A 17,204-nucleotide genomic window follows, 5' to 3' on the forward strand; every position below is an offset into this window, starting at 1 on the left:
AATAAGCCGTCTCTTTAGAAAAGGACAATTTCCCTATATGCCAGAGACCAGATCCCCGCATTCCGAGATGCGGTTCACCGAATTCGTCGCTTTGGTGGCTGCTTTGATGGCAACCAACGCCATGGGCGTCGATACCATGCTACCAGCCTTGCAGCAGATCAGCACGACGCTGGGGGTAACCAGCGGCAACACCGCGCAGCGGATCATCGTCATCTACATGATTGGCTTTGGCGCTGCGCAGATCATCTATGGGCCGCTGATCGACCGTTTCGGGCGCAAGCCGGTTCTACTCGCGGGCATGGCAGGCTATGTATTGTGCAGTCTGGCTGTGGCGTGTGCAGGATCTTTCGAGATAGTGCTGCTGGCTCGCGGGCTGCAGGGCGTAGCGGCGGCGGTCTCGCGCGTAGTGGCGGTGGCGATTGTACGCGACCGCTATGCCGGCCGCCTTATGGCGCGGGTGATCTCTCTCTCTTTCATGGTGTTCTTAAGCGTGCCCGTGCTTGCCCCCTCTATCGGCCAGGCGATCCTGCTTGCCGGCTTATCCTGGCGATGGATCTTCGTCGGCCTCGCTGGCTTCGGGCTGTTGGTGCTGCTCTGGGTTGCGCTGCGTTTGCCGGAGACGCTGCACCTTGAAGACCGACGGCCCATCAGCGTCGGCAACATAGCGCGGAGCTATGGGCGGATTTTCACCTGCCGCCTCTGGCTGGGCTACACGTTGGCCACCGGCGGCATATTTGGCGGCCTGCTCGGATTTATCGTTTCTTCCCAACAGGTGTTTTTGGATGTGTTCAAAGCGCCGAGGCTGTTTCCTATCGTATTCGCAGGAGTGGCCGCAAGTATCGCCATAGCCTCATTGGTTAATGCGCGTTTGGTAGAGCGGATCGGCATGCGGCTACTCTCGCATGCGGCGCTACTGGGCTTCATCGCCAGTGCCTGTATCCATGCGCTCGTGGCCTATACCGGACATGAGACAATTTGGTGCTTTGCTATTCTGCAAAGTTGCATGATGTTCTGCTTTGGGCTGATGATGGGGAATTTCAACGCCATCGCGATGGAGCCGGTTGGCCATTTGGCGGGTAGCGCTGCTGCTGCGGCGGGCTGTATCACGACTGTGGCCGGAGCAGTGATCGGGGCCCTGATCGGACAGAACTTCGATGGTACCGTGATCCCCTTGACGGAAGGCTTTGCCTATACCGGCATTGGCACGTTGGCCGTCATACTTGTCACAGAGCGCGGTCGCTTATTCCACCGGCCGACGACATCAACGATAATCGCGAACTAGCAAGGTGCCGCCCTATAGCCGTCGATCTGGTTGCATTGTTCATGGAACGCCGTACCGAAATGAAAATCTCTGCCTTGGTGTGTTATCGCGAGTATGACAGGGACAATAATCTGCATGAGATTTTCATTCCCATTGTTATAGCAGCCATAATAGGTTGCTACGTCTAGGACGTAGCAACTCAACTTTGATAACATTTCAACTGGGCGGCCGCGTAAAACCGATCCACCCAAAATGGAGAGGATGCTTTAACGAAGATTAGCTGGTAGCCGTCAGTACGCCTTAGAGCGTCAATGAGAGTAATGGAATTGTTACCCGCTTTAGAACGGAAGCCGGTTATAGCCCGTTAGAAGCTTACATTGACCAGCCGCGACAACTTATCGGATACAGCGGTATCGTCCATGCAGGAGCCTATGGCGATTATGGGGCGTATTAGCCACCACCTCCGCCCCCTCCCCCGCCGCCACCTCCGCCACCTCCGCCACCTCCCCCGCCGCCAGCTCCTCCTCCAGCGCCTGATCCGCTTCCAGATCCACGGCTTCCAGACGATGTGCTACGGCCGACACTACTCCGATCTTGTGTCTTATCCCGGTCGCGGTTCTGATCCATATCTTGGTCTCGGTCCCTATCTTGATCTTGGTCCTGATCTTTATCCCTGTCTTGATCAAGATCCCTGTCTCGGTCTTGATCCTGGTCTTGCGCGTTGGCCGCCCTCGTCATAATCGCCGTACCCGCTAGCAGCCCGAATAGCCATCCCGTTCCAACCACAAAGTGCCGCCGCGGGAGAATATTGAGTGATTTGCTAGGAATTGCCATTGTAATTCTCCAAGCCGTTGTTTTTTACCTGTGATTTTAAAAATCATACTCAGGCCGTCCACCTCCGGGCCAAAGGATTTTTGTCCACTTCGAAGTTACCAAGTTGAAGCAGGAGTTTTATGAAAACATACTGCATCGTCGGCTGCGTTGATTTTCGTCAATAAGCCACAAAATCCAGATCTTCAGCACGCAGATACTGCAAGAGCTAAAAGCTTTGCAGTCGCGCAGTGTCCGTCCGCCGTTGCAGGTGGTATGAAAATCATCGATCCGCGGAGTGTGCCAGCGAGATAAACGTTCAGTTTGGCTACAAATCAAGTTGCGTCAAATCAAAGCGCAGGTAGTCATCACATGTCATTGGGTGAATACATCATGTTTTAGGATGAATGCTCTTGGAGCATACGCGGGATAATAGACGCGCGGGTACCAGCGATGGGCTTGTATATTTCAGTCACCGAATGCTCATTACCTTTGGGTGGTGCCAAGTGGCTCTGAGGTATGCTTTAGATTGGCGAAAGCCCAGCTCTTATGGTCGAGTCGCTTTGGCACTGGAGCGGGGCACCAGTCCAACAGGTATCAAGGGTACATTGGAGCATATAGCTACGCTTCTGGTCCGACCACTCATCGTGAGCATTGGCCCCGTCAAGACAGTCTTTCATGCGGTCATCTATCTTTTCATACAGACCGGACGCCACAGACCCTTGGTATTAGAGCTAATATACCCTGGGCATTTATTAGCTCGGGCCCCAAGAGAATGCATGGTCTGACATCCGCCGAGGCTGAGGCAAGGCTGCACCAGGACGGTCCGAACGAATTGCCTCAGGATCAACAGCGCCACTTGCCGCGCATTGTCTGGGATGCAGTGCGGGAGCCGATGCTGCAATTGCTCTTGGCAGCAGGGATCATCTATATGCTGCTTGGCAATCTTGCTGAAGCGCTGATTTTGCTCGGCTTTGCTATCCTCAACGTCGCAATGGTCGTGGTCCAGGAAGCGCGCACGGAAACCGCTCTGGTGGCATTACGTGAGTTGGCCGCCCCGCAGGCGCTGGTTTGGCGCGACGGTACCAAGGCGCGTATGCCAGCACGAAGCTTGGTCGTAGGCGATGTCATTGAAGTGATGGAAGGTGAGCGCGTACCCGCCGATGCGGTTTTGTTGCGCGCAAACTCACTTCAAGTGGATGAAGCTTTGCTGACAGGCGAGTCCGTGCCGGTCCGTAAACAAGCCCGGGCCCAGTCGCACTCGGAAGCTATACTTGGCGGCGAAGCTTCGCCGCTTATTTGGGCGGGCTGCTTGATTACGGCCGGGAGTGGCATTGCAAGTGTCACTGCTACAGGGCCGCGGACGGCAGTCGGGAAAATCGGCCACTCACTTAGCATCGTGGAGGCGGCGGCCCCCCCGCTACAGGTTCAGATGCGTCGGCTGGTCTGGCTATTTGCGATAGCCGGGATTGGCGCTTCGATGCTACTAACAATCGCCTACGGCGTGCTTCATGGGCAATGGTTGCAGGCCGTGCTGGCCGGTATCACCCTTGCCATGGCCACGTTACCTCAGGAGTTTCCGCTTGTTCTTACCATCTTCCTCGTGCTTGGAGCGTGGCGCATGTCCCACCAGCATGTGCTGGTGCGTCATGCCGCCGCGATTGAGGCATTGGGCACGGCGACCCTGCTTTGCGCGGACAAGACCGGCACGCTCACGCAGAACCGCATGTCTGTGGCCAGCTTGGCAGCGGGCGGAGAGGTGCTGGATGTACGCCAAGTCGCTGACGCTCTGCCTGAGGCTTTTCATGAATTGGTGGAATTCTCGATTCTGGCCAGCCGTCCAGAGTCATTCGACCCCATGGAGCAAGCTGTCCACCGGCTGGGACAACAAGGGCTCGCCAACACGGAACATTTGCATGCGGACTGGGTGCTCTCGCATGATTACCCGTTGCAGCCAGAGATGCTGGCGATGTCACAGGCATGGCACGGCGCTGATGATGGCACCCATATCATTGCAGCCAAAGGTGCGCCGGAAGCGATCGCCGATCTTTGCCACTTAGATGCACAAGGGTTGGAAATGGTACGGCGCGGGGTTGCCAAGATGGCTGGCGAGGGGCTGCGCGTGCTCGGTGTTGCAAAGGGCCTATATACAGGACCTGGCTGGCCAGAAAGCCAGCATGATTTTGATTTTACCTTCCTTGGCTTGGCGGGCCTCGTTGACCCACTACGCCCGGGAGTTCCGGAAGCTGTTTCTGCATGCCGGGAGGCTGGCATCAGCGTGGCGATGATCACTGGTGACCATCCGGTGACAGCCCTTGCCATTGCTCGTCAGGCCGGCATCGATACCAGCCACGTGCTCACCGGCGCGGAAATGGCAGAGTTAGACGATACTGCCCTGCGCGCCACAGTAACACATACGCGGATCTTCGCGCGCGTTCTACCCGAGCAAAAGCTGCGTCTGGTACAAGCCTTCGCCGCCAATGGAGAGGTGGTGGCGATGACGGGAGACGGTGTAAACGACGCCCCTTCTCTGAAAGCGGCTCATATTGGTGTTGCCATGGGCGGGCGTGGTACCGATGTGGCACGAGAGGCAGCGTCTCTTGTGCTGCTTGATGATGATTTTCCCAGCTTAGTTGCAGCTATCCGCCTTGGGCGGCGGATCGATGCCAATTTGCGCAAAGCCTTCTCCTACATTCTCGCGGTGCACGTGCCCATCGCGGGTATGTCGCTGATTCCGGTCCTGTTTGGTTGGCCGCTCGTGCTGGGGCCGGTGCATATCGTTTTCCTGGAGATGATTATAGATCCGGCCTCTTCGATCGTTTTTGAGGCAGAGGCGGAGGACGGCACTATCATGTCGCGTCCTCCACGAAAGCCTGGCTCAGCCTTATTCAGTCTTGGCTTGCTTGCCGGCGGCTTACTTCAGGGCGCCACGGTGCTGATCGCAGCGCTCTTAGTCTTTTTTCTTGGCGCTCATGGGACGGATGGCCAAAATACGGGCCGCACCATGGCATTCATCACACTTGTAACCGGGAATCTCGGATTAGTATTGAGCAATAAAGCTCTGGGAGGCGATATATTGATAGCTTTGCGTAGACCAAATCGGGCGCTGGTTGTTGTTGCAGTCATCGCGATCGGAGCTCTCGTTCTTGCTCTTATGGTGCCGCAAATCCGTCGTCTGTTTGATTTCTCATCCTTGGAAATGGGGGACGTTTCTGTTGCAATGCTCGTAGGCTTAGCAAGCCTTGCTCTAAATCTGGCGAGTGCAGCCATCTGGCGCGGATTATTCCGCCCATAGAGCCTTGATTGCATCTCGCCTAGTCATCATCACCTTCATCATCGTCTTCATGAGAATGCCATCGTACATAACCTGGGTTTGCATAATAGCCGGGTGGTGCCGCATAGGCAGGGGGCGGCGTATAATAGGCCGGAGGAGGTTGATAATAAACGGGCGGAGGCGGAGGGGGTGGATAATCAGGCTGACCTCCAAAACTGAATATTACGCTTGGCCCTTGCCAACCGTCATCGTCGGCCTTCGCAGTCTGGGTGCTAAAAATCAAAAGTCCGGCGATGGCAACGGCGCTAAATGAGGATTTGAGTATCATAATCAAGTCTCGCATTTTATGGGCATGGGAAGCTATTTCTGGATCCCGATCGTATAAAGAGCGCGGAAGAGGCCAATTTCTGGTCGGCTTTGCAGCAAAAACATGGCGGATGCTATGAGTGAATGTACAAGGTAATTTTCGCCGGTAACCCGCTAAAAATATTGATAAAAATCAAAATTATATCTCGCCGAAGGCGATGACAAGCGTTACCAGTCACCCCAACCAACCCACGCTTTTGTCATTTTTTCAAGAAGTTTGATTAAACGAAAGTCGGTCCAAAGTTCCCAGCTTTCAACACCCGAAGGTCAGCGAAGCTCATCGAATAGTGCTATACAGTGATCATAAACAAATTACCGTTCAGTCGGTGAATATGGCCAAGTTTTGCAGGAGAAAGCGTCTCATTCACGACCAGTGACGGCACCAAACTAGCTTTTCAAAAGCAATGTTTGAGCAAAAGAAACCCATCATGCACAAATGTACGAAAGGTTCACTCAGGAGGTCTCTTGAGGCCGGTCACCATTGAACGAACAAGGTTTTCCTTGTGAACAAAACTAGAAATACCCACACCAATCACATGTAGGCCGATCAAAGCCAGAGTTAAATTGGCAAGAAGTTCATGCAACTCCTCAATAATTTCTTCTTCGTCGGCTGCCGAGGAGGTTTGACGTGAGTTGGTATATTCCTCGTCATTATCGGCATAAGCCTGCTGCATCAGTAGCCCCGGAGACTGGGCCAAAGGCCCTTTCCCCTCTGCGCCGTAGACGATCAGCCCAGTACTGATAGTTCCTAAAAGACTAAGCATCAAAGCAACTACCATCACACCACCGGCCGGGCTGTGTCCAACGTAGCGCTTGGCGTTGCCGTGTACCAAAGACACCAGATAACGCAGTACGGTGACCGGGCGGTAGATGAAATCGACAAACCGGGCGTACCGTGGGCCAACAAAGCCCCAGACGATCCTGATCACGAGGATGACGCCAATCACATAGCCTCCCCATACGTGGAAGACACTGATAGTATCACCCTCTTCCTCAGCAGTCAGATAGGAAATTGCGAAGGCACCGACGATTGCCCAATGTCCGAAGCGGACAAAAGGATCCCAGACCTGAATCTTCGATTGAGGTTTGCCCGATGACATAAAATTTCCCTCAAATACGATGAAATACGGTATTAATTGAAATGCTAAGATATGATTACGGACGGTGCATTGATGTGCGTCAAACTATTTGCGAGTGGCGTGGGTCAGAGACAGATATCGTTCTGACAAGGGACCAACCGATATAGTTTGAATGCTTCAGGCTGCAGACAACAATCGATGGGAAGCAACGCGCGATCTACCACGTATTGCCGACCGAAATCCCGTGCGGTTATTGGCTCACTAAACTCTTCGTCCGTCCGGCCGATGACGACGACTTCGCGGCGGTCGTTCAACACCGCTATTATCCCTTCTCAACGAGCTCAACGAATTCACGTCGAGCAAAGACCAACCCCTCTACAAACTTCTGTGAATAGGCGCTCGGCCATCTGATCGGTTAGGTGAAGGGCGGTATTCAATTGACCTAGACCATTACCGAGGTAATTCATTATTCTTAAAATGAACCCATGATTAGCGAGCAGATTCGCGGGATATCCATGACTCAGCCACCCTGCAAGCCGAGCCTTGAGTGTTCCACTGAGTACAACCACACCTCCCAAGAAGTGTACACCAATCGCTGAAAGACCGGCGACCAGCAATGCCTTGACTAACTTTTTGCACTGCGAACATTCGATATATTCTATGGTAGATTTAAATATTCGCAATAACGTGACACGGAGTCTCTTCCTCGTATTGGCAATAAATCGAATGCCTAGCCTATTAATCTCCCCTGCCAGCACGCCTATATAGGTCTGAATCGATTGCACTTCGGACTGATTTGTTCCGAGGAAGACGTATTCGAGGCTAAGAACAAGACCTGCAACTGGCTGCTCACCGATTTGCTCGATCAGCAGAAGAACATCCTGCTCGCCCCCTGCAGGGTCGGGATGCCAAGTGAGTTCAAGGACACACTCTCCGCTGTCAATATCAAGCTCAGTCGTCGTTATCGCAAACCCTGTTCCCTCCGGCATTTGTCACTCCTTTTTTAAGAGTTTAAAGCCAGCGACACAGTTACCATTTCCGTACCATTATGGTTTGTTGTTTTTTATGAAATTTTCTGCATTTAGAAGATTTTTCTATGCGTGCTGCCCATCATACACCTCCCCTCTACTTGGCCATGGAAGTACCTCAGATGCGCGATCCAGGAGGTAATGCCCGATTTCCGAAAGCCTTGTGTTTCCTAACAGGTTGAATCATGCTGGCCGCATCAGCACTAGGCAGTATGCACGGCTCATGGATGAGCGGGGTAGTTTTTATCCGTCATCACTTGGTCCGATGATGCTGATGGCCACTTTGGCAGATATGCATGCCGCGATATAGACGCGCCCTTTTGCGCTTTCCGCACCATTCCCTGGCCCAGCTTAATGGTCTGAAACCGGTCTTTTCCGCCTGATAGAGATTTTCGAGATTTAAAATCATTGAGCCTTCCACTGCGGCACTCTAGCCAAGTCAGGGCGTTGTTACGGGTGGGCTCCAATAGTTCAAATTGAACAGGGCAGCCGGTTATAAATGTCCCATTGCAATCCTCCATTGGCCACGTCGGCCAATGGAGGATTTAGGCATTCCGAAGAAGCCGTTCGCCCCAGAGGTAGATTTGTTCACCCGCCCCCACCGTTGGTCATATTATGAGGTCGATTTTCGCCAATCATCCCGTTTCGAGGAGTTGTTGCCGGAGCTTCCCGACGGTGTGGTCAATGAACAAGCGCGTGCGCGGCGGCAGATGCCGTCCGGCAGGATACACAAGCTGGACAGGAACGGGCGGCAGCTCGTACGTGGCAAGTAAGCGCCGTAGCGCTCCGGTGGCCTCCAGCGGCGCCACTTGATATGACAGAGCTCGGACAATCCCGCCCCCGCGGACCGCCGCTTCAAGCGCTGCCTGTACCGAGTTCACCGCCATCTGCGGTTTGACTTGCACGTTCCGTTCACTCTGCCCGAACCAAAAGCGCCAGTGGGCGGGGAGAAGCCGGGAGCCCGTTGTTACAATGGTCCGATGTCCGGCTAGATCACCTGGATGGGCTGGTATACCAGCCTTGGCCAGATAATCGGGACTAGCACATAGAACTTGACGCACCTCTCCAAGTCGGATGGCTCGTAAACTGGAATCAGCCAAGTTTGCGATACGGAAACCAAGATCGACCCCCTCGTCAATAAAAGAGACGAGCCGGTTCAGCAGGAGCAACGAGATTTCCACGCGGGGATTCGTGGCCATGAAATCCTGTACGAGTGGTAATACATGCATTCGCCCGAACATCTCTGGCGCAGTGATGGTAATCAGCCCGGAGGGATCGCCTTGCAGGGAGACGGCGTCTCTCAGTCCGTCATATTCAGCGATGACGCGGCGTGCCTGCTCCAGATAGGTCTCTCCGGCCTTGGTCAAGGCATTGGCGCGAGTTGTGCGGGTAAATAGTTGTACACCCCATTCATCCTCCAGCGCCGCTACGGCGCGGCTCACTGCAGTCGGCGAGCGCTCGAGCTTTCGGCTGGCGCCAATGAAGCTGCCTTGTTCTGCGACAGCGATAAAAATACTCAGACTGCCCAGCCGGTCCATGAGATTATCCCGTTTTTAACATCAAAGAATGGCTGTTTCTCTCAATTATAGCAATCCAGGCAATGCCCTATATGTTGGGATGCCGATTCCGGCCGTAGCAGGCCACCAGGAGATAAAAATGACATCCGAACCAGCCATGACCTTGTACGGGGTTAAACTGTCCGGGCATTCGCACCGCGCAGAGCTGATGCTGAGCCTTCTCGGCCTGCCCTACGAATTTCATCCGATCGATCTCGCTAGCGGGGAACAAGATAGGCCGGCGTTCCGCAAGCTCAACCTATTTGGTACCGTCCCAGTGCTACGGGACGGCTCGGAGATCATTGCAGATTCCGTCGCCATCATCGTGTATCTCGCCTTGAAATACGATCCCGCCCGGGCTTGGCTCCCGGAGGACCCGCTGGCGGCCGCTCAGGTGCAGCGCTGGCTCTCGATCGCACAGGGGCCTGTGTTCAACGGGCCATGCAAGGCACGGCTGGTAAAGGTCTTTGGCTATCCGCACGACTATGTCCGCGCCATAGATGAGGCAGGGCAGCTACTGGTGCGGTTGGAGCAATCATTATCAGAGACACCGTTCCTTACAGGCTCGACCGCGAATCTCGCCGACGTTGCGGTATACAGCTATGTGGCCAAAGCACCAGAAGGCGATATAGCGCTGGAGCCTTATCCGAACGTGCAATCGTGGCTACAGCGTGTCGAGGCCCTGCCCCGCTTTCTGGCCATGCCCGCAGCCGGCTAAGTAAGTCAGCATGGATACAACCTGGCATGCCGGAGAACGAGCAATGCATGCGCGCGTCGGCGTGGCCGAAAGAATGGCCGAAGTTGGGCCGCGCGCCATCCGTCGTGCAATGCCGGAGCAGCACCGGAACTTTTTTGCACAACTGCCCTTCATTCTGGCCGGGTACGAAGACAGGGACGGAGGTGTCTGGGCCTCGTTGCTCTCCGGTTCACCTGGCTTCGTTACTAGTCCAAACCCGAAAACCTTGATTGTGGCGAGCTCTCCCGTGGAGGGTGACGCTTTGGCGGCAGCTCTGAAGGCGGGATTACCTATGGGGGTCCTGGGCATCGAATTGCCCACGCGCAGGCGCAACCGCGCGAATGGGCGTGTCATTGCCCAAGGTGCCGAAGGTTTCACATTTCAGGTGGAAGAGAGTTTTGGAAATTGTCCAAAATATATTGAAAGGCGGGATTACCTGGCATTCTTGCCCAAAGCGCCTGTGAAGCGCGAGCCGCTCGCGGTCTTGGACGCTTCAGCGCAGCGCCTGATCTCCGGTGCGACCACTTTTTTTGTCGCGTCTTCCACGGGCGGCGATACGTTGCCAGACGTGTCACACCGTGGCGGGCCGCCCGGCTTCATCCAGCTAGATCCGGAAGGTGTGCTGACAATTCCCGATTACACGGGCAACTTCTTCTTCAACACCCTGGGAAACATCCTAATAAACCCTCACGCAGGGCTGCTGTTTCCGGATTTCCAAACTGGCGACGTACTACAATTAACAGGTGCAGCTTGGCTGGTGGAAGATGGTTCAGCGCCCCCCCTTCCAGCGGCAGAGAGCTTTTGGCGGTTCCGAATGACGCAGGGCCATTGGCTGCGTGGTGCCTTACCGTTACGCCTTGCGCCGGGAGAAGCTTCGCCGTTCTGGCCGTAAGGCTAAGTAGCGTTCGTGTCCGGGCTGCACTTCTTTCCTGTGTCGTTCTCAATGACGGCCACAGTCATGCAGCATAGCGCCGAGATACAACATCAAGTCAGCCCCCCCGAAAAGCCAATATATGTTGAACAAATTGCGTTTGATAAAAATACGAGCGAATACGGTCTTCTCAGTTTGAATTTCTAAAGGCGCGAAGCCAGCGATCTCCTAACCGTTTTGTGTTCAATCGTACGCGGCACGTCGTTTATGCTGCAGCAGGCCGGTTGGGGACGTACGCATTTTGGCCGTTTCGTGGCAGGACATGAGATAAGCTGCCATTGTCTGGCGCCCAGGTGGAATTCTCTCTACCCCGGTATAGAGAAGCGCCCCTTAAATCCAGGGAACAACGAGGCAACGGCGTCGACTTATAGCGACTTGTGGCCCGTCACCTGACAGCCCTTTGAAGAAACTCAAATATCCGTAAATTGGCACACTGAGCAACGTTAAACCGCAAGAACCGTCCTGCAGTTTGTGCTGGGCTGAATACATTCCCCGGTGCCAGTACGATGTTCTCTTCCAGTGCGTGACGTGCGATATCTGCTGCGTCAAGCCCTTCCGGCAGCTCACACCATAAGTACATACCCGCGCGCGGCATTACCCAGGGTACCAGCCCAACCCCACGAAGCCGGGTATTGGCTTGGCTCATCGCGTCAGCCAGCCTCGCGCGTAAAGTTTCAACATGCCTACGGCTGGAACCATCCTGCAACACCGCCAGCAACAATTCAGCTGAGAGCTGCCCGCTGGAAAAAGTACAGGCGATTTTCAGATTGGTCAGCCCCTCGATCCAGTCCGTCTTTGCAGCAATGTAGCCGCAGCGCAGCGAGGCCGAAACCGTTTTGGAAAAGCTACCGATCTGTACCACGCGTTCCAGTCCGTCGAAGGCGGCGAGGCGCGCCGAGGGCTCGGCTTCGAAATCCGCGAAGATGTCGTCCTCGATGATGGTTACCCCGTGTTGCTCAGCCAATTTCAATACCCGGTGTGCGGTGACCGGTGAGAGATAAGCGCCCGTTGGGTTATGAACGCCACAATTGGTGATGTAGAGGCGTGGCTTGTGCTTTTCTAACACTTGGGCGAAGGCGGCGATGTCCGGTCCCGTTGGAGTATAGGGCACGCTGACCACCCTTGCCCGGTGCGCGCGCAACAAGGCGCGGAAGTTGAAATAACACGGATCGTCCACCAGCACAGCGTCGCCAGGTTCCAGCATGAAGCGGCAAAGCAGATCGACCGCCTGGGTACCGGAATCGGTGAGGAGAATCTGCCTCGGCGCGGTCGGGACACCGAAACCATTCAATCGTCTGGCAAGATGCTCCCTCAGCTTCGCCAAGCCGGGCGGGCTGCCATAATCGATCAGGGCGCCAGCACTTCCCCTTGCGACGGTGCGCAAAGCGCGGCGTAAAGCAGCCTCCGGCAACCAGGAAGGTGGCAACCAACCGCAACCGGGTTTCAGCGCATCCTCAGGCATCTCCAGCGATTGTCGAGAAACCCAAAGTGGATCCACCTCACGGTCCAGCCTTGGGCCAGCTTCCGCGAGGGTGAACGGCGGCGGATGGCCGGCGACATAAAAGCCTGCGCCACGCCGAGATTCGATAATCCCTTCCGCCGCTAGCCGATCATAGGCTTCCACCACAGTGGTTTTGGAGACTCTACGTGCCGCAGCCTGAGCTCGGATCGACGCAAGTTTTGTTCCAGGGGCCAGCTCCCGCGCGGCGATGCGCCCGCGTATTTCCCTGACAAGTTGTGTAACTAGACTGCCATTCGGCGATGCCATGTGTACCTCTTCAACGCCGAGTACAGTTCTGATAAATTGTACTCCCCTGTGTCTGGAGACACCAGCCCTATCCAGCCACAAGTATCATATTGAATTGGGGGCTTTGCTATGGAAAAGACGATCGACGGCTGGATATGCGGTGCACTTGGTGTAGTTATTTTCGCCGGGTCCATGCCTGCCACGCGGGCAGCGCTAGCCGGGTTCAATCCCCTTTTCCTCACTGTTGCGCGCGCCACGCTGGCGGGATTATTGGCACTCTTCTTGTTGATCGTCTTCCGGCAGAAGCGACCAGAGCGGTGTGATCTTCTATCTCTCACCGTCGTGGCATTTGGCGTGGTGCTTGGGTTCCCGCTACTCAGCGCGTTGGCGTTACGGCACATCAACGCCGCTCAGTCGCAGATTTTCTTAGGGCTCCTGCCCCTGGCCACGGCGTTATTCGGCTTGCTGCGCGGCGGGGAACGGCCGCGCAGCGGGTTCTGGCTCTTCGCCGGCCTGGGCAGCGCTTGCGTGATCGGCGTGGCATTGCACCGTGGCGGGGATTTGCCCCAGAAAGGCGTGGAGTTCATGCTGGCCGCAATCCTCCTGTGCGGGCTGGGCTATGCGGAGGGTGCAAAACTCTCGCGGAAGCTGGGTGGTTGGCAGGTGATCTCATGGGCGCTGGTGCTTTCCCTTCCTCCAATGCTGATGCTGTGCTGGTTGAATGCACCCACCACGCTGGTACATGTGCCAGGCAGTGCCTGGGCCGGCCTCGCCTATGTCGCCGTCTTCAGCATGCTTGTCGGGTTTGTGTTCTGGTATCGGGGGCTCGCTTTGGGCGGTATCGCGGCCGTGGGGCAACTCCAACTCTTTCAACCAGCACTCGGCCTCGCCGCCTCTGCATTGGTGCTGCATGAAACCGTTCCGCCCGTTATGATGTTTGCCATTGCCTTCATCGTCCTCTGCGTCGCAGGGGCTAAGCGGTTCGTATAAGCAATACGGACAAGTCTACTTTCTTATCGGTGATATTGCCCAAACGAGGAAGCAATTGAAAATGCAGAGTTTGATCCTGGCTTCAAAAGCGTCGTCGACGGAATGCGGACCGTAAGCTTAGCGCCAAACGCATATTAAAGCCAAACAAGTCTGGGCTATTCAGTTCTAGCTTCACCAACAAAATTGGCTATTGGACAGGATTCTGTTCAATCTTGCGTTCGATAGAAAGCTGCGCGGCTGTCACATCGTGAAGATCAAAATCGGCGAGATGGTATGCGGCGGACGGATCATAATGCTGGCCTTCATCATACCGCAAAAGACCGACCGCTCGGCCCAATTTGAACTATTGGAGCCCGCCCGTAACAACATCCCGGCATGGCTGGCGTGCTGCGGTGAGACGCTATCAACATTTATGCAGCGCGATATCCTCTTCGAGGTATTTAATCAAAGCTCGTGCAGCGGCCGGCAAATGATCGCGGGAGAGGTAAAGCACATGAATAGGATGAGGTTGCGGTTCCCAGCCGGGCAACACCGCCTGAAGTGCGTTACTGGCGATCAATCCTTCGACAGCAAAGGTCGGAAGCATGGCAATACCGACGCCGCAGAGTACAGCGCGGCGCAGAGCAAGCGTCTCGTTCGTGCGGAAAGGGCCCAGGGCCTTCACTTTTACCGCCACGGAGCCTGAATGCAGATGCCATTCGGCAGCGCCAAAATTCGTGTAGGTCAGGCAGCTATGGCTCGAGAGGTCGTCAGGATGAGCGGGCACCCCGCGTTCAGCGAGGTAACTCGGCGAGGCGCAGAGAGTCGAGCGGGTCTCGCCAAGCTTCCGGGCGATGCAATTCGGGTCCAGTTGCCTACCTATGCGGATCGCAAGATCGATTCGATCATCAACCAAATCTACTGGCCGGTCCGACGCCCGCAGGTCAATCGAAAGCCTGGGATGCAGGCACAGAAAACGCGCAAGTAGCGGCGCCAAGCGTTCCTCGACCAGAATCGTCGGCGCGGCTACCCGCAGCAAGCCATGCGGACTATCCCCCTCCCCGGCCGCCGCCGACATGTCATTGGCAACGCGGACCATCTCACGAGACAGGTCGAGCACCCGTTCTCCTGCGGAAGTCAGGCTTAATCGCCGCGTGGTTCGGTGCAGGAGCCTTGTACCGGTCCAATCCTCCAACGCGCTGAGGTAGCGCGAGGCCATGGCGCGAGACATGCCGAGCGCATCGGCGGCCGCCGTGGTGCTGGCGCGTTCTACGGTTTCCACAAACACTTTTGCAGCAATCACCCGGTCCATCATTCGCTCGAATTATGCAACAGAACAGTGCAAATAGATAGATATATCTTCGAACCGCGCACCATTAAGTTGGCTGCGAAAGGAATGCCCCGATGTCCAATCTCGAATTGCGGTACTATTTCGATCCCCTTTGCGGGTGGTGCTACGCAAGCGCTGAGGCGCTTGCCGCGCTGGCCGAGCGGCATGGCGGGCAGTTGTGCATGATGCCCGTGGGGCTATTTCACGAGCCCCGCCCTGTTGCGGCAATCGCGGATTACGCGTGGCGCAATGATCAGCGGATCAGCCAGCTCACCGGCCAGCCGTTCACCGAGGAGTACCATCGCAATGTCCTGCAAGCGCCGGATGGGGTATTCACGTCGGAGGCGCTCACCCTAGCCCTCGTTGCGCTCGGTGAGATCGATCGTGCCCTTGAGCCGCGTTTCCTTAATATCGCTCAGATCGCCCGGTACGTGAAAGGCCGCGATACCTCGCGGGTCGAGGAAGTCGTACAGGTCGCCGAGACCGTCGCGACCGCTGCCGGGTTTGCGTTCGACAAGGCCGCGTTCGGCGACATGCTCCGCAACGATAAGGCACTGGCGGCACGGATGAAGGACCGCATAGCGGCGGCCACCGCCGAGTTGCCGGGAGGTGGTGTTCCGCAGCTCTTGGTGCAGGTCGGCGGGAAAACCCACGGCGTCAGCGGGCAAACGCTCTACGCCGGTCGCGACGCGGTACTTGCCGCAGTCGAGCAACTGTCTTGCAGGCCCTAATTTAATCAATCGAAAGGATATCCCAATGAAAATCGCACTCATCGGCGCATCAGGCAACGCTGGCTCGCGGGTTTTGATCGAGCTGTCTCAGAGAGGACACCAGGTTACGGCCATAGCCCGAGATCCGTCCAGGGTGCCCGTCGCCACCGGCGTGTCCACGGCTGCTGTCGATATTGCGGACGTGCCAAAGCTAATGGAGGTCCTGCGGGGCCACGACGTCGTTATCAGTTCGGTCCATTTCACGGCGAGCGATCCCGACAAGTTGATTGCCGCTGTCGAGGGCGCGGGCGTGCGTCGGTATTTTGTGGTCGGAGGAGCCGGGAGTTTGGAGGTCGCGCCCGGTCAGCTATTGGTCAACACTCCCAATTTCCCGGCTCAGTATCGCGACGAGGCAATGCGGGGCGCAGTGTTCCTCGAAAAACTCCGCCGTAACGCCAAGCTCGAATGGACGTTTCTCTCGCCCTCCGCCCTGTTCACGGCGGGTGAGCGCACCGGCAACTTCCGTCTGGGTACGGATCAGTTGCTCACCAACGAGAACGGCAGCAGCATTTCATTTGAGGACTATGCGATAGCGGTAGCCGACGAGATCGAGCAGCCTCGGCATGTCCGAAAGAGGTTCACGGTCGGCTACTGACAGCCCGAACGATTTCCGCCCTCGCGCCTACCCGCAGCGTCGCCCTCGAAGGTGGCGCTGCTTTAGTCGTACAAATAAAGACTTCTCTCTAAGGGTTTATAATATTTTCCCAAAACCTTATCGAAATGACAGCACTTCCCTCAACGGAAAATATTCATTCGACAATAGTTTCTTATGACATCATCATGCCACTTGCCCGCGACCATGGCGGGTTCACGTTCTCTTACTTCTTCAACGAGACCACAGGCCACATAACATCGGATCACTCGGGTGTTGTATGCAAGGACGCGCCGTCCGCGCCGATGGAGTTGAAGCAATTGGGAAGCGTCGGCCAACCATGCTGGCATGGGGCCCTATACGAATTCTATGGCGAGCGACCCGCCTACGGAAACAAGTATTTTGACTGATGAGCCAGTAATGGTCGCGTTGCGAGTTTTGCCGCTGGTCAGCCCTGGCTGAGGGGCGTCCATTCCTTGGACCGCTTTCCGAGCTTGCCCATTCCAGACTTGGATCGCCGCCTGTCGGTACGACTCGCGCCCGCCAATGGCAACAAATTTTCTTCCTTGTCACGAAGCGAGCAGACAATCTGTTTTGCAGGCCGTCCAAAATATAAGATGGATGGTATGCGCCCTTCCCGGTCGTCCAGCCCGCATGAGGGCATGCTTCAAATGCGACACTCGTGGTCGCACTACGGGTCGACCGGCTTGGGGGGAAAGCGGTCTGTCAGCTTTAGAGCACAAATTCAGATGAGC

13 protein-coding genes are annotated in these 17,204 nt (G+C 55.8%); 7 read left to right on the forward strand and 6 right to left on the reverse strand.

Features of this window, described 5'->3' with window-relative positions:
- Positions 1–37: 37 nt before the first annotated feature.
- Positions 38–1,282: a multidrug effflux MFS transporter gene (locus BUB54_RS02895; protein WP_241869323.1), complete on the forward strand. Its 1,245-nt coding sequence runs from the start codon at positions 38–40 to the stop codon at positions 1,280–1,282.
- 374 nt (positions 1,283–1,656) lie between these two features.
- On the opposite strand, the gene BUB54_RS20660 is transcribed toward BUB54_RS02895, so the two are convergent.
- Complete coding sequence (locus tag BUB54_RS20660; protein WP_175556457.1) at positions 1,657–1,845, reverse strand: hypothetical protein; 189 nt, start codon at positions 1,843–1,845, stop codon at positions 1,657–1,659.
- A gap of 1,001 nt (positions 1,846–2,846) precedes the next feature.
- Between BUB54_RS20660 and BUB54_RS02905 the strand changes: the two genes are divergently transcribed.
- The gene (locus BUB54_RS02905) at positions 2,847–5,366 is read left to right on the forward strand and encodes a cation-translocating P-type ATPase (RefSeq protein WP_048877940.1); all 2,520 of its coding nucleotides are present in this window, start codon (positions 2,847–2,849) and stop codon (positions 5,364–5,366) included.
- 794 nt (positions 5,367–6,160) lie between these two features.
- On the opposite strand, the gene BUB54_RS02915 is transcribed toward BUB54_RS02905, so the two are convergent.
- From BUB54_RS02915 to BUB54_RS02925, 3 genes are all read right to left on the reverse strand, one after another.
- Positions 6,161–6,811 carry a cytochrome b/b6 domain-containing protein gene (locus tag BUB54_RS02915; RefSeq protein ID WP_048877942.1) on the reverse strand — a complete coding sequence of 217 codons (651 nt, stop codon included), beginning with the start codon at positions 6,809–6,811 and terminating at the stop codon, positions 6,161–6,163.
- A 329-nt stretch (positions 6,812–7,140) separates the two neighbouring features.
- Entirely contained in the window at positions 7,141–7,779 is a 639-nt protein-coding gene (locus BUB54_RS02920; RefSeq protein ID WP_048877943.1) for a hypothetical protein, read from the reverse strand.
- 674 nt (positions 7,780–8,453) lie between these two features.
- Positions 8,454–9,356 (reverse strand): LysR family transcriptional regulator, encoded by a 903-nt coding sequence (locus BUB54_RS02925; RefSeq protein ID WP_048877944.1) that lies wholly within the window; start codon positions 9,354–9,356, stop codon positions 8,454–8,456.
- A gap of 118 nt (positions 9,357–9,474) precedes the next feature.
- Between BUB54_RS02925 and BUB54_RS02930 the strand changes: the two genes are divergently transcribed.
- Positions 9,475–10,092 carry a glutathione S-transferase family protein gene (locus BUB54_RS02930; RefSeq protein WP_052948311.1) on the forward strand — a complete coding sequence of 206 codons (618 nt, stop codon included), beginning with the start codon at positions 9,475–9,477 and terminating at the stop codon, positions 10,090–10,092.
- A gap of 43 nt (positions 10,093–10,135) precedes the next feature.
- Positions 10,136–11,002, forward strand: a complete 867-nt coding sequence (locus BUB54_RS02935; protein ID WP_052948309.1) for a pyridoxamine 5'-phosphate oxidase family protein — start codon at positions 10,136–10,138, stop codon at positions 11,000–11,002.
- 424 nt (positions 11,003–11,426) lie between these two features.
- Here the strand turns inward: BUB54_RS02935 and BUB54_RS02940 are convergent, their stop codons facing one another.
- The gene (locus BUB54_RS02940; RefSeq protein ID WP_048877946.1) at positions 11,427–12,809 is read right to left on the reverse strand and encodes an aminotransferase-like domain-containing protein; all 1,383 of its coding nucleotides are present in this window, start codon (positions 12,807–12,809) and stop codon (positions 11,427–11,429) included.
- Positions 12,810–12,917: 108 nt separating this feature from the next.
- On the opposite strand from BUB54_RS02940, the gene BUB54_RS02945 reads away from it, so the two are divergent.
- Complete coding sequence (locus BUB54_RS02945) at positions 12,918–13,778, forward strand: DMT family transporter (RefSeq protein ID WP_048877947.1); 861 nt, start codon at positions 12,918–12,920, stop codon at positions 13,776–13,778.
- Between the two features lie 403 nt (positions 13,779–14,181).
- On the opposite strand, the gene BUB54_RS02950 is transcribed toward BUB54_RS02945, so the two are convergent.
- Positions 14,182–15,072, reverse strand: a complete 891-nt coding sequence (locus BUB54_RS02950) for a LysR family transcriptional regulator (protein ID WP_244890743.1) — start codon at positions 15,070–15,072, stop codon at positions 14,182–14,184.
- 89 nt (positions 15,073–15,161) lie between these two features.
- Between BUB54_RS02950 and BUB54_RS02955 the strand changes: the two genes are divergently transcribed.
- Positions 15,162–15,818 carry a protein disulfide-isomerase gene (locus BUB54_RS02955; protein WP_048877948.1) on the forward strand — a complete coding sequence of 219 codons (657 nt, stop codon included), beginning with the start codon at positions 15,162–15,164 and terminating at the stop codon, positions 15,816–15,818.
- A 25-nt stretch (positions 15,819–15,843) separates the two neighbouring features.
- Positions 15,844–16,452, forward strand: a complete 609-nt coding sequence (locus tag BUB54_RS02960) for an NAD(P)-dependent oxidoreductase (protein ID WP_048877949.1) — start codon at positions 15,844–15,846, stop codon at positions 16,450–16,452.
- Positions 16,453–17,204 lie beyond the last annotated feature (752 nt).

Source organism: Acidocella aminolytica 101 = DSM 11237 (genome assembly GCF_900129125.1).
Lineage (GTDB): Bacteria > Pseudomonadota > Alphaproteobacteria > Acetobacterales > Acetobacteraceae > Acidocella > Acidocella aminolytica.